This window comes from Gelidibacter salicanalis, assembly GCF_007997285.1.
In the GTDB taxonomy this organism is placed as follows: Bacteria; Bacteroidota; Bacteroidia; order Flavobacteriales; family Flavobacteriaceae; genus Gelidibacter; species Gelidibacter salicanalis.
Genome location: NZ_VORX01000003.1, coordinates 351,706 through 365,354, shown reverse-complemented (window position 1 = coordinate 365,354; position 13,649 = coordinate 351,706). Strand labels below are relative to the sequence as shown.

At 33.5% G+C, this 13,649-nt stretch carries 9 protein-coding genes and 1 CRISPR repeat array; of the genes, 5 read left to right on the top strand and 4 right to left on the bottom strand.

The genetic code is table 11. The features are described from left to right. Positions 1–72: 72 nt before the first annotated feature. The 3 genes from cas9 to ES711_RS07785 are packed head-to-tail and all read left to right on the top strand — an operon-like array spanning position 73 to position 4,950. Entirely contained in the window at positions 73–4,380 is a 4,308-nt protein-coding gene (cas9, locus tag ES711_RS07795) for a type II CRISPR RNA-guided endonuclease Cas9 (protein ID WP_146892339.1), read from the top strand. 41 nt (positions 4,381–4,421) lie between these two features. Then, entirely contained in the window at positions 4,422–4,667 is a 246-nt protein-coding gene (locus ES711_RS07790; RefSeq protein WP_146892337.1) for a ribbon-helix-helix domain-containing protein, read from the top strand. Continuing rightward, positions 4,660–4,950 (top strand): type II toxin-antitoxin system RelE/ParE family toxin, encoded by a 291-nt coding sequence (locus tag ES711_RS07785; RefSeq protein ID WP_146892335.1) that lies wholly within the window; start codon positions 4,660–4,662, stop codon positions 4,948–4,950. The genes ES711_RS07790 and ES711_RS07785 overlap by 8 nt, the downstream gene beginning before the upstream one ends. 81 nt (positions 4,951–5,031) lie before the next feature. Beyond that, positions 5,032–7,567: direct repeats of the CRISPR family, unit length 36 nt; unit sequence GTTGTGGTTTGATTAAAGATTAGAAGACACGATATT. A 105-nt stretch (positions 7,568–7,672) separates the two neighbouring features. On the opposite strand, the gene cas2 is transcribed toward ES711_RS07785, so the two are convergent. The 3 genes from cas2 to ES711_RS07770 all read right to left on the bottom strand — a co-directional run bounded on the left by cas2 (position 7,673) and on the right by ES711_RS07770 (position 9,355). Further along, positions 7,673–8,002, bottom strand: a complete 330-nt coding sequence (gene cas2 / locus ES711_RS07780) for a CRISPR-associated endonuclease Cas2 (RefSeq protein ID WP_211363060.1) — start codon at positions 8,000–8,002, stop codon at positions 7,673–7,675. Continuing rightward, positions 7,993–8,877: a type II CRISPR-associated endonuclease Cas1 gene (gene cas1, locus ES711_RS07775; protein WP_146892331.1), complete on the bottom strand. Its 885-nt coding sequence runs from the start codon at positions 8,875–8,877 to the stop codon at positions 7,993–7,995. The genes cas2 and cas1 overlap by 10 nt, the downstream gene beginning before the upstream one ends. A 277-nt stretch (positions 8,878–9,154) precedes the next feature. Continuing rightward, positions 9,155–9,355, bottom strand: coding sequence for a hypothetical protein (locus ES711_RS07770; RefSeq protein ID WP_146892329.1), 201 nt, complete (start codon positions 9,353–9,355; stop codon positions 9,155–9,157). A gap of 434 nt (positions 9,356–9,789) precedes the next feature. On the opposite strand from ES711_RS07770, the gene ES711_RS07765 reads away from it, so the two are divergent. Together ES711_RS07765 and ES711_RS07760 are read left to right on the top strand one after the other, a co-directional pair. Further along, the gene (locus ES711_RS07765; RefSeq protein ID WP_146892327.1) at positions 9,790–11,241 is read left to right on the top strand and encodes an ATP-binding protein; all 1,452 of its coding nucleotides are present in this window, start codon (positions 9,790–9,792) and stop codon (positions 11,239–11,241) included. Positions 11,242–11,705: 464 nt separating this feature from the next. Further along, positions 11,706–11,942, top strand: a complete 237-nt coding sequence (locus ES711_RS07760; RefSeq protein ID WP_146892325.1) for a hypothetical protein — start codon at positions 11,706–11,708, stop codon at positions 11,940–11,942. A 225-nt stretch (positions 11,943–12,167) separates the two neighbouring features. Here ES711_RS07760 and ES711_RS07755 read toward each other — a convergent pair whose 3' ends face one another. Further along, on the bottom strand, positions 12,168–13,634 hold the full coding sequence (locus ES711_RS07755) for a PA14 domain-containing protein (RefSeq protein WP_146892323.1): 1,467 nt from the start codon (positions 13,632–13,634) through the stop codon (positions 12,168–12,170). Between the last annotated feature and the right edge of the window lie 15 nt (positions 13,635–13,649).

Here is a 13,649-nt window from a genome sequence, read left to right as displayed (position 1 = left end):
AACAATGCGGATTCCCACACAAGAAAATTCAAGTTAATTTGTATATTGAAGACTGTTAAAGTTTAAAATGGTATGGCAAAGGTATTAGGATTGGATTTAGGGACTAACTCGATTGGGTGGGCGATTGTAGAAAAAGAGAAAGATGAAAAAGAATTTATATTATTAGATAAGGGAGTTAGAATATTTTCCGAAGGTGTAAATCTTGAGCCTAAAACAAGTAGTGAAAGCTCAAAAGCAGCACAGCGTACTGGTTATAGGAGCGGAAGAAAATTAAAATATAGAAGAAAATTAAGAAAGCTTGAGCTATTAAAGGTGTTGTCTGATAATAACTTATGCCCAATATTAACAGATGAGGAGCTTAAGCTTTGGCGCTATAAAAAAATATATCCTACAAACGATGATTTTAGATTGTGGTTAAGTACGGATAATCAAGATGATAAAATAGAGCGAAAAAGACAGAACAAAAATCCTTACGTTTTTCGGTTCAAGGCTTCGACACAAAAGCTTGATTTAAACAAAACAAGTGATAGGCATGAATTAGGTAGGGCTTTATATCATATTGCACAAAGACGTGGGTTTTTGAGTAATAGGTTAGATACATCAGACAATTCCATTGTTGAGGAAAAAAATAGTGAAATAGAAGAAATTGTTCATCAATCAACTACTGTAGAAGATTTTTTAAAAACCTATGATGAGTTTTTGGAGGCTTATGATAAAACAGAAGCAAACAGTAAGGCATTATTCACTTTAGGAAGAGCATTTAAGTCTATTTTAAAGGAAAATGTAAATGAAGAATTTAATTCAGTAAAAGAGAAATTATTAGAACGACTAAATCGCAAAGAGTTTTTAGGCAAGGTTAAGAGTGCAATTAGCGATTTATCTACTAAAATGGAAGAGGCTAATTGCAATACATTGGGAGAGTATTTTTATGGTTTACATAAAGAAGGACAGCGAATAAGAAATCATTATACACATCGTGAGGAACATTATTTACACGAGTTTCATGTTATTTGTGATCAACAGAATCTTTCTCCAACACTAAAAAAGGACATTGAAAATGCTGTCTTTTTTCAAAGACCATTAAAATCTCAAAAAGGATTGGTTGCCAAATGTCCTTTAGAAAATGACAAAGCTTGTGTACCTGTTTCTCATCCGGACTTTGAATTGTTTAGAATGTATGGTTTTATTAATTCAATTAAAATAAGGCCTGTAGAAGAAGATAAATTAAGGTTTTTAAATTCCGAAGAAAAAATAAGTATAGAACCTCTTTTTTATAGAAAATCCAAACCAAATTTCGATTTTGAAGAAATAACAAAAAAGCTCACACCTAAAAATTTAAAATCAGGTTATTATAAAGATAAGAACGTAAAAGACTTTGACATTTTATTCAACTTTGGAAACTATACTAATGTTAGTGGATGTCCAACAATTGCAAATTTAAGAACTGTTTTTGGAGATGATTGGAAAACCTATTTAATTCAAAATTTTAATAAGAAAAACAAGAATGATTCCAGTAAATCAGAACATCAAATAGTCGATGCTATTTGGCACGTGCTTTTTAGATTTGATAAAATCGAAAAATTAAAACAATTTGCAAAAGCCTATCTAGATTGTGATGACGACATGGCTACCAAGTTTTCAAAAATAAAATTGAAACAAGATTATGGCTCGTTGAGTTTAAAAGCTATTCGCAATATTCTGCCATATTTAGAAAAGGATTTAATCTACTCTCATGCCGTATTTTTAGCTAATATGAAATCGGTTTTGCCAAAAGATGTTTGGAATAATGAAGAAGACCGAAAGGTTATAAATAATGAAGTGTTTTCAATAATCGAAAATTATAATACGTATAGAAATACGGTTGATATAGTAAATGGAGCAATTAAAAATGTAAAGGATAATCAAGAAACATGGAACGCTAAAAACACTTTTGTTATAGACGCGTATAAAAAAGATATTAATAAAAGTATTCAAGACTACTATGGATTAAAAAGTTGGGATTCGTTTTCAGAAGAAGAAAAGGACACCATTTTAAAAGATAGTTTTAAGCTTTTTTCTACTCAAATGGAACTCAATCTAGGACGTGGTGAATTCTTAAAAAAAGAAACATTAGACGAACGTGTAAAAGAGTTTTTAAGAGACAACTTTAACGTGAGTGAAGCTAGTTTAAAAGCACTTTACCATCCATCTGCCATTGAGGTTTATAAAAAAGCTAAACGCAGTGATAAGGATGGCAAGCTCTATTTAGGAAGTCCGTTAATATCTTCCATTAAAAACCCTATGGCAATGCGGGCATTACACCAGTTGCGCAAAGTCATCAATCAACTAATTAAAGATGATGCTATAGATGAGAATACGATTATCCGTATTGAAATGGCACGAGAACTTAAAAGTGCAAACGAAAGAGTTGCGATACGACAATGGCAAAATGACCTTCAGAATAATAGAAAAGACCATATAGAAGCCATTAAGAAGCTTTATAAGGAAGATTCTGGATTGGATATTGAGCCGTCTCAAGATGAGGTTTTAAAATTCCAACTATGGAATGAACAGAATAAAATTTGTCTCTATACAGGTAAAACTATCAGCATTTGTGATTTTATTGGAGCAAATCCAAAATTTGATATTGAACACACCATTCCGCGAAGTAAAAGTTTAGATAATTCGCAAACTAACAAAACCTTATGCTGTTCAATATATAATAGAGATGTTAAAAAAGGCAAAACGCCTACAGAGTGCAGTAATCATGAAGATATTATTCCAAGAATAAAACATTGGTATGCCAACTATAAAAGTTTAGAAAATCAAATAAGAGATCTTACTAAAAAAGTTAGAGCAGCAACTACAAAAGAGAATAGAGACAGCAATATTCAAAAAAGAACGAAACTACGTTTTGAATATAATTATTTAAGGGATAAATACAAATCTTTTACAATGATAGAAATCCCTAGAGGATTTAAAAATAGTCAGTCAGTAGATATTGGTATTATTAGTAAATATGGAAACTTGTTTCTAAAATCATTGTTTTCGCAAGTCTATCCGGTAAAAGGAAAAACAACTTCTAATTTAAGAGATATTTGGGGATTGGATAAAAAAGAAAGGGACAACCATGCGCATCACGCAAAAGACGCTGTAGTTGTGGCATGCTGTTCTAAAGATATTAATGATGCCTTGGCTGAATATTATCATAATTACGAAGATTATAAGTTTTACGGAAAGCCAAAACCATCCTTTAAACATCGAATTCCATGGAAAGGCTTCAATAACGATGTTAGAGACTTTGATGATAATACATTAATTAGTCATCACACGCCAGATGTATTGCCAATTCAGAGTAAAAAAGCCATTCGTAAACGTGGCATTATTCAACGAAACAAAAATGGCGAAATTAAATACAAACAAGGAGATACGGTTAGAGGTGCTTTACATAAAGAAAGTTTTTATGGAGCCATAAAACGAGAGGAGAAAAATAAAAAAGGAGAAGTAGAAGATGTTATAAAATATGTTTTAAGAAAGTCTCTGGATAGTTTTTCAGATACAGATTTAAGGAACATTGTGGACGACAAAATAAAGGAAATTGTGACGAATGGTCGATTACAAGAAAAAGTATATAAAAAAGAAATTGAAACTTTAAAAAAGCAAATCAATAAAGTAAACGATGCCGAAGAAGAGGTAATAAGAGCTCAAATAGACATGTTATCGAATAAAATTGAGAATGAACTTTATGTATTGCCAAACAGAAATGGTAACTCAATACCTATAAAGAAAATCCGATATTTTGCAACAGATGTAAAAGTGCCTTTAGAAATTAAAAAGCATCGCGATGTTTCTAGGCATGAACACAAGCAACATTATTTTGCAAAGAATGATAGTAACTATTGTATGGCTATTTATGAAGGTGTTGATGCAAATGGGAAAATAAAAAGGTCAAATATATTAATTAATAATCTTGATGCTGGCAGTTATTTTAAAATGAGTAATACAAATAATAAAATCTATCCAATTGCACCGGAAAAAGATGAAAATAACAATCCTTTAAAGTGTGTTTTAACAAAAGGAAAAATGGTTCTTGTTTATGATAAATCACCAAATGAATTGCATGACATGGAAGCGTCACAATTACTTGAGCGTTTATTTCAAATTACACAAATGGACGTAGAAGCTTCGTGTATCAAGTTGCTACATCATACAGAAGCAAGGGAAAAGAAAGTATTAACAACATTTATGGGTTTAAAAACTGGAATGAAAGGCGGTAAAAATATTGGAGAACATAAAAAATACCAATGGATAAAAGCTGGTGTTAATAGTTTTGATTGTCTTGTTGAAAATTATGATTTCAAAATAACGGTATCAGGTAAATTAGAGTTTATAAAAAACTAAAGTTTTTGGTGTATATTTACACCACATTAATTGTTTTAATCATGACCAGACAAAGTATTTCCTTAACCAAAAAAAATGACGAATGGCTAAAAGTTCAATTGTCTGAAGATGAATTTAATAGCAAAAGTGAGGCTATTAACTATCTTATAAAACAAGCACGCAATCAAAAAGAATATTATGATTTTGTACGGATGAAAATAGAAAAAGGCGAGAAGAGTGGTTTTGCGAAAAAACAAACGAGGGATGAAATGTTAGCTGAATTTAAAAAAGATCTACCAGATGAATAGCTACTTTTTAAGTAGTGAGGCTAAAGAAGACTTAAGAGAAATCTATTCTTACGGAGTAGTAAAATTCGGAATTAATCAAGCAGATAAATATTTTCATATGCTTCATGATTGTTTTGACAAAATTCAGTCAAACCCAATTATGTTTCCAACAGCAGACCATATTAAAACAGAATTTCGTTATTGTGTTTGTGGTGTGGATACTATTTATTATAGAATAAAAGAAAATAGCATAATTGAAATTATTACAATTATTGGAAGACAGGATTTTCCAAAACACTTATAAGTTCATTGACATACGGTTTTATCTTAAACAGCCAAGCCACAACGGAAAATTGACCTTCTCAATTTTTTGCAACGATTTTTCGTTGTGGTTTGATTAAAGATTAGAAGACACGATATTAGGTTTTTACCTTTAATGATATCTCCTTGTGGTTGTGGTTTGATTAAAGATTAGAAGACACGATATTCTGCATCGCATATTGCCCTGCATACTCCGTGTTGTGGTTTGATTAAAGATTAGAAGACACGATATTGCCCCTCTGGCAGGTTGTTTGCCGCGCCTAGTTGTGGTTTGATTAAAGATTAGAAGACACGATATTGATTTCGTATGCCTCTTGCATAGCCGTGTGTTGTGGTTTGATTAAAGATTAGAAGACACGATATTAAGACGACGTTAAGCAGTTTTCTATTAATAGTTGTGGTTTGATTAAAGATTAGAAGACACGATATTACCCTAAAAGAGAAAGCGTAATCTCGGATAGTTGTGGTTTGATTAAAGATTAGAAGACACGATATTTTTCCAACATGTTTCAACATGTCTTTGACAGTTGTGGTTTGATTAAAGATTAGAAGACACGATATTTAATTGGTTATGGTGTAATCTCAGGAGCGGTTGTGGTTTGATTAAAGATTAGAAGACACGATATTACCATCTTATCGCTTACAGCTGAGCGCGAGTTGTGGTTTGATTAAAGATTAGAAGACACGATATTAAAGCTCTTCTTTGGCTTTTTCTAGTCCTGGTTGTGGTTTGATTAAAGATTAGAAGACACGATATTTTTCGTCTCTATCAGTATCAATTAGGAACTGTTGTGGTTTGATTAAAGATTAGAAGACACGATATTTGTTTGAGCACTATCTAAACCCATTACGATGTTGTGGTTTGATTAAAGATTAGAAGACACGATATTATTGGTAGGCAATGATTATTATGGCCGATTGTTGTGGTTTGATTAAAGATTAGAAGACACGATATTTGTTGAAAAATGCAATCAGTCAAGTAACCAGTTGTGGTTTGATTAAAGATTAGAAGACACGATATTAGTGATAGCTTTATTAATGTCTGAATAAATGTTGTGGTTTGATTAAAGATTAGAAGACACGATATTTTAACGGAAATTTAACCGCGCTTAACTTGTGTTGTGGTTTGATTAAAGATTAGAAGACACGATATTTAATTCTAGCATCGATATAATCAGTTGCGAGTTGTGGTTTGATTAAAGATTAGAAGACACGATATTAAAGAAAACCGCAATCGTGACATCTTTACGGTTGTGGTTTGATTAAAGATTAGAAGACACGATATTAATCTGGGTACCCGCTTTTGTTTAGTCTTAGTTGTGGTTTGATTAAAGATTAGAAGACACGATATTCCCCCGCTCCAGGGACTGCACTTTTATCTGTTGTGGTTTGATTAAAGATTAGAAGACACGATATTAGTACATAAGATTTAACGGTGACCCTACTAGTTGTGGTTTGATTAAAGATTAGAAGACACGATATTAAGACCAGACGGTTATAAGGTAACCACTATGTTGTGGTTTGATTAAAGATTAGAAGACACGATATTCCAACTCTGGACAGAATGCGAAACAATAAGTTGTGGTTTGATTAAAGATTAGAAGACACGATATTCTTACATGTGTATCATCGACAAAGCGCATAGTTGTGGTTTGATTAAAGATTAGAAGACACGATATTATTGATTCAGTTTACGATGATAACGAAAAGTTGTGGTTTGATTAAAGATTAGAAGACACGATATTAAAAAAGCCCTGTTTATACATATAACAGAGTTGTGGTTTGATTAAAGATTAGAAGACACGATATTAGGTCATTAGCAGTCGGTTCTAACGTTAAGTTGTGGTTTGATTAAAGATTAGAAGACACGATATTTGTTAAGATACTATATACGCCTAACGTCAAGTTGTGGTTTGATTAAAGATTAGAAGACACGATATTCCGCTCCCGAGATTACACCGTAACCAATTAGTTGTGGTTTGATTAAAGATTAGAAGACACGATATTAGGGCCAAGTGGAGCGTATCCGTTTGCTGTGTTGTGGTTTGATTAAAGATTAGAAGACACGATATTTTTTATGTGAGTAATCCGCATATTCCAGAGGTTGTGGTTTGATTAAAGATTAGAAGACACGATATTTGTGGCTACAACGTCCATTTTGTCAAAGAAGTTGTGGTTTGATTAAAGATTAGAAGACACGATATTTTGGTTAACGCCTGTCATATACACGTAAATGTTGTGGTTTGATTAAAGATTAGAAGACACGATATTTGATAACGGTTTCTTTTATTGTATCGGTTAGTTGTGGTTTGATTAAAGATTAGAAGACACGATATTTCTCATTGTATTTGGTGCGGTATAGTAACGGTTGTGGTTTGATTAAAGATTAGAAGACACGATATTTTGTTTCCGCATCTTGTGTATACCCCATAGTTGTGGTTTGATTAAAGATTAGAAGACACGATATTGCTGGGATGGAGCGAAGTCGGACTGAAGCAGTTGTGGTTTGATTAAAGATTAGAAGACACGATATTTCAGGTTTAGCAATTATGGCATATTTCAAAGTTGTGGTTTGATTAAAGATTAGAAGACACGATATTAGTTGGTTCTGTACCTTCTGGTAATCATGTGTTTAAAGCAAGATGTCGTATGAAAAAATGCTTCTTTTTTGCAGTGATAAGGCAAGATTGAAGCATTTTTTTGTTTTAAAATAATTCCAATTGAGAGGGTTGAGGTTCTTTTGGAACTTCGGCACGTCCCCAAAAGTTCATGATATTGCCAAATTGTTTGTCAGTTATTCGGAGTACGCTTACCTTGCCGAAGGGTGGTAAAAGTCTTTTGATTCGTTTTTCATGTACATCAGCACTTTCGCTGCTCGCACAATGCCGCATATAAACAGAATATTGCATCATGGTAAAGCCATCTTTTAGAAGATTTTTTCTAAAGCCGGCAGCATTTCGCCTGTCTTTAATAGTTTCGGTAAGTAAATCAAAAAACACAAATAACCACATAATCCTATAACCGTTTAGCTCCATAATTCTGGATATTTAATCCTTTTCCGTTCGCCAGTATAACATTGTTGTAATGAGCTCGCTGTTTTTTGCAAGCCCACCATTAATGGGCTTTTTTCGGTTTTAAAATACACGGTTCTTGTAAGAACTTGAAGCAGTTTCGATTTGATTTCCGTGGTCAATTCTTGCTCATCAGAATTTTGCATTATAAAATGGACCGCTTCATCGACTGTGGGCCTAAAAGGTTCCATGATGTCATCGGCTAATGCAAAAGCATTGTATTTACTTTTATGGTGAATTCCCAAGGTGTTTAGTAATCCGCTTCCGGATAAAGCTCTAGCAGTGGAGGCTCTCAAAACGGCATAGCCATAATTAAGGAAATTGTTAGGATAATTACCAAATCGCTCTCTTTTAAAATCAATTTCAAAAAAGGATTTCCAATAATATTTAGCGGCAACAGCCTCCATATTGGTAGTATCTCCACTTAACACCTTACTTTCTAGAAACTCAAATACGTTTTTTTTATCTGTGATCCTTTCCAAAAGAATACCTTGATTTTTTATTTTTTCTCTTATGGTTTGTTGCCATAATTTCTTTTTTAAAGGAGCGCTCGCATTAATTTGATGTTTAAATATTTCTTGTTGGATAATATGGCTATTGAGATTTAGTAGCATTCCATTTGGAAGGTGTTTGTCATCGCATATAATACAAGCACAGTTATTGTTGATCAGTTTATTGAGAGCTGGCATACTAATATAGACTTCGTTATGATCAATAATGATATAACCAATATCTTCGATTGGAATGGTTCTTTTTATGCTGTCGGACGTAATTACAAGTTGCTCATTTGAGGTCGTAATAGAACATTTGTTTGTGAAGAATAGTGTTTTTTTTAGCATAAATAGTCTATAAGTAAGGGTGGAATTTGCTAAGTTGCAATAGGAGGGAACTTTAAATATATACAATTCAGTTTGTAATAGGCTGAAAATCTGTAAGATTTTTAAGGCAATAGCTTAATTCTTTTGTTTATAAATCCAAATTATTATGCCAGAACATGTCTTCGAGTTCAACTTCTCAAAATTATAATCACTGCGATTTTGCTGAAGCAATTCACAATAAAGATTATTCCGTTGTGAAAACATTTAAGGCGGTACATTAGTTTGTATCGCCTTTTTTTTATTCTTTGAGGTATATTAATTTCCAAATTTTTATGTTCGACATATTGATATGCACTGTCGCCTCATCTAAAATGGAATTGTCAAACTCCTTAAAATAAGTCTGTGTAATGGTATGGTTTTTATGCCCCATAGAGACGCTTATGATATTATCAACATCACCTTTTTGTTTTAAACAATTTGCAAAACTATTTCTGGCCATGTAACTGGTAATGAAATTTTCGATTCCAAGTATTTCCGCAATCTCTTATAATTCTTTGTTATAGCGTTGAAGAATCTTATGCTTTCTGTTTTCCAACTAGGATTATAAGCTTCCTAAAATGAAATGATGTAATAATTGGTATAAGACGTTGTTTTTAGGAATAATAGGGAAAATATATCTAGTTAATAAGTTACTTGGTTAAAGTTCTAATTTTTAACTTGAAGATTCTATCCATCCAACTTTTACAAGCTGAAGCATACTTGAATTTCTGGTTAATCTAACGAAAGAAAGAATAAGCACGTACTTTTGAAGCATCAGGAAATATAGAATCAAGCAGCTTAAAATAATAAAATAACTTTATTTAATTTTAAAATGTAAAAACAGATACATTTCAATGAGTCTATTTCGCTATATTTGTATTAATTAACAAAATTATGAACAATCCTAGACTTATTCCGACAGAAAAAATTATAGAACGTTTGCGTTATGAAAACCCTTGGTGGATCACTCAAGAAATCCCCAGTGTCTATAAGGACATGTCGAGACGTTTGTACTTTGATTTGTTCTATCCGTTTATTACCGAAACAGACATACGTCGTGCGGTGGTTTTAATGGGGCCAAGACGTGTTGGAAAAACAGTCATGTTATTTCATACCATTGATGAATTGATACGCGACCAAGTTGACCCGCAACGCGTATTTTTTGTTCCTATAGATAACCCTATCTATTTACATTTAAGTCTACAAGACATTTTAGACCTTTGCAAAAAAGCCATCAATATCAATAGTTTAAAAGGCTGTTATGTGTTTTTTGATGAAATACAATATCTAAAGGATTGGGAGCGTCATTTAAAAGTCTTGGTGGACTCCTATCCTGACACCAAATTTGTGGTATCGGGCTCCGCAGCTGCTGCTTTAAAATGGCATAGTACTGAAAGCGGTGCTGGACGGTTCACCGACTTTATGTTGCCTCCTTTAACATTTCAGGAGTTTATCCATTTAAAAAACAGAAATCACCTGATCAAGAAGGATGCTATACAATATGCTAACAAGCAGCTCCCTTACTACATTCCCCATGACATTACGGAGCTGAATAAAGAATTTTTGCAGTATTTGAATTTTGGGGGGTATCCGGAAGTGGTATTGTCTGAAAAAATTCAAAAGGACATGGGACGTTACGTGAAAAATGATATTGTTGATAAAGTACTTCTTCGCGATTTGCCAAGCTTGTATGGTATCAAGGATGTACAGGAATTAAATCGCTTTTTCACTTACATTGCTTATAATACGGGCAATGAATTCTCTTTCGAGACCATGTCTAGGGAGAGTGGCATTCAAAAGGAAACCTTGAAGAAATATTTGGAATATTTAGAAGCTGCTTTTTTAATTAAAGTTTTAAACAAAGTGACTGTAAATGCCAAACGACTAAAACGGATTACGAGTTTTAAAGTTTATCTAACCAATCCATCGCTTCGTACTGCTTTATTTTCTCCCGTTAAGGAAATAGATGAGGAGATGGGTAATATGGTGGAAACTGCGATACTTTCCCAATGGATGCATCGCGAAAATCTGGATTTAACTTATGCACGTTGGAAGGAAGGAAGGGTTGAAGGTGAAGTAGATTTAGTTCTGGTTGATGATAAGAAATTTAAACCCGTTTGGGGTGTGGAAATTAAATGGAGCAATCGATTTTACGAAATGCCACAAGATTTAAAGAGTTTAATCCATTTCTGTAAAGCCAACGCATTGAATAGTGCTTTAGTTACTACTATTGATAGGTTAGGAACAAAGGAAGTGAGCGATTTAAGTTTTACTTTTCTGCCTGCTTCTGTGTATGCCTATAACATTGGCGAAACAACGTTGAGAATCAAGTCTACTAGCTACTAAACTATCAAGATCATGAAATCAGTTATACATAAAGCATACGTTGTCGCTAACATTCGTTTGAATTACTACTGAAAGGAATTAGAAATGATACACCTGAAAATGATCCTCTCATGACAGCACTTATAGAGGTCAGTGATATTATCGAACACTATGAAGAAATCCATTTTTCAATACGGTCTGATTACTTCGGTTCGATTTGTGCCAGTGCTTTCGGTTCATAGTTCCATGCATTTTGGTCCAAACTGTGCCGTTTTTTGCCTGTGTGCTAAAAACCTATAACGGTTCAATTTGTGCCACTTTGAAAGATCGAGGATAGTTACCTTGTCGCCCAAAACGAGCGATATGGCCAACACACTTGATCCAATAGTGAAGTGATTTCTGAAAATCTTAGAGCATTCAAACAGCGTTCTTATACTGCGTCTAGAGACTTTTACGACCTCTATCATTTAACCCAAGAGTTTTATATGGAAAATTGGGAAATGGTCATTCCTATTTTTATAAAAAAAATGATGCATAAAAAATTGGAATATCAATCGCCTGATGATCTCATAGATGGTTCTAAAATAACAAATGTAAAACGTGCCTGGAGAACTAGTGTAGCCCACCAAATTACAGAAGCACATCTAGCGCAAACGAAAATTACAGAAATAGTAGCAGACGGTATTAAAATGTATCTACCTAATGATAAAACTTTAAAGTAAGTTCAAATCTGAAACGTTCAAAAAAAAAATGGCATCGGCCTAGTCTCGCTTTGTTTAACGAATCCTTATTTTTAACAAAGGATCAAATACCGAGATGATAAACATAATAACTTTATAGACCAATATTTCATTTATGTAGGTATATGTATTGATATCAATAAAATAATCGAAATTCAAGGTAAATGTGGGCGAAGTCTAAAATTAATTATGTACAAAAACAAAAGTTTAATTATCATCTTTTGGAGCTATTTTCTCCGGAATATAGAGAATTTCATCAGGTAAAGAAGTTTCCAAAATGTCTCGACTAGAAAAGCCTACCTCCAATTCCTGACCCATGTAATCTTCATAATAGAGTACTTGTAAATCATGGAATCCGGCATCAAGAGCAACCTTGCCTTCTCTGCGACGTGAACTATGGCCACCATCATTATCCACAATTTCTTGGCCGTCAATGAAGAGCTTAGAACCATCATCAGAGATGGTATAAAAACGATATACGCCCTTTTCAGGGATTTTTATTTGAGTACGGAAATCATATCCAAAATGATCTTTAATGGGAGCTTCCTTAATAGAGAAGTTCCTCATATTTCCTTCTTTAACTTTTTTCCCCGAAGTAACCTGATTTGTCATTTTAAATTTTCCTTCATAATAGGTGTAAGCAACGCCCTGAGCTTTTGGCTTTACATTTTTTGCGGGTAAATAGGTCATTGTTTTCTCGTCAAAGGATGTAATGCCAGAAGGGTAGTGGTAAGTGTCTTCATTTCCTGAAGGAGTAACGATCCATGTGTCAAATTGAGGTTTACCCTCAAATATTTCAATGATGCGGCCGCCTCTTTCTAACGATCCATAGGCATCAGTGCCTGTTACGCGTCCATAACCTAAGGCTATGTCATATTCCATTCCAATATAATCATTGTTATGATCATGTCCAGCAAAGACTCCCATAACATCCTGCATGTCGATAAATGCGTTAAACAATCCTGAATTTATGGTTGGTGAAGACACCCCACTTTCAAGTTTTTTTCCAAAGGTTGTTTCGCGACCAACTACATTATTATATTCGAGAAGTGGAATGTGGAAAAAGGCCAATGAAGGGATGGGACTACCACCATTATTTTGTGTGAACTGCGTACTTTGCTTCCTGTACCATTCTATCTGGTTAAAATGAATCCAATCGTAGTGGCCGTAATTATTTTCTGGCGTGTAGTCATTGGAATCGAAACAATAAAGCAGAGCTGCAATATCATTTTTAGAGTTGTAAATTGAAATTACATTATTGCCCATTCCCATAATGTCTTTTGGGCCCTTATCTCCGATATAATAGGGCGATTTCAATAGAAGATCGTACATGTCATCTTTAATTAAATGCTCTGGATCGTGATTTCCCATTGTTACAGTAAAAGGTGTTTTAGCATTCTCAAAAATACTAATTACTGATTTCCATCCATCCAATGCAGGGTCACCTGTTACGATGTCGCCAGTCAAAATTGCGAGATCAGGCATTTCCGATTTTAAAACTGACTGAATGGTTGTGGTTGTTTGAGAGGAATTCGCCGAGTTTGGCATCCAGTGGATATCCGTAAATTGTACAATTTTAAATTTTCCATCTTTAAAAGTAAATTGCTTTTGGCCATAAGCCTCTGAATGGAGAGTTACAACCCAGATAAGCAAAAGTATAAGTGTTTTTTTCATGTTTATTTGTTTTAA

Excerpts from the sequence above, each read along its gene's own strand:
- cas9 (WP_146892339.1), top strand. The coding sequence starts at position 73 with ATGGCAAAGGTATTAGGATTGGATTTAGGGACTAACTCGATTGGGTGG.
- ES711_RS07790 (WP_146892337.1), top strand. The coding sequence starts at position 4,422 with ATGACCAGACAAAGTATTTCCTTAACCAAAAAAAATGACGAATGGCTA.
- ES711_RS07785 (WP_146892335.1), top strand. The coding sequence starts at position 4,660 with ATGAATAGCTACTTTTTAAGTAGTGAGGCTAAAGAAGACTTAAGAGAA.
- cas2 (WP_211363060.1), bottom strand. The coding sequence starts at position 8,002 with ATGGAGCTAAACGGTTATAGGATTATGTGGTTATTTGTGTTTTTTGAT.
- cas1 (WP_146892331.1), bottom strand. The coding sequence starts at position 8,877 with ATGCTAAAAAAAACACTATTCTTCACAAACAAATGTTCTATTACGACC.
- ES711_RS07770 (WP_146892329.1), bottom strand. The coding sequence starts at position 9,355 with ATGGCCAGAAATAGTTTTGCAAATTGTTTAAAACAAAAAGGTGATGTT.
- ES711_RS07765 (WP_146892327.1), top strand. The coding sequence starts at position 9,790 with ATGAACAATCCTAGACTTATTCCGACAGAAAAAATTATAGAACGTTTG.
- ES711_RS07760 (WP_146892325.1), top strand. The coding sequence starts at position 11,706 with ATGGAAAATTGGGAAATGGTCATTCCTATTTTTATAAAAAAAATGATG.
- ES711_RS07755 (WP_146892323.1), bottom strand. The coding sequence starts at position 13,634 with ATGAAAAAAACACTTATACTTTTGCTTATCTGGGTTGTAACTCTCCAT.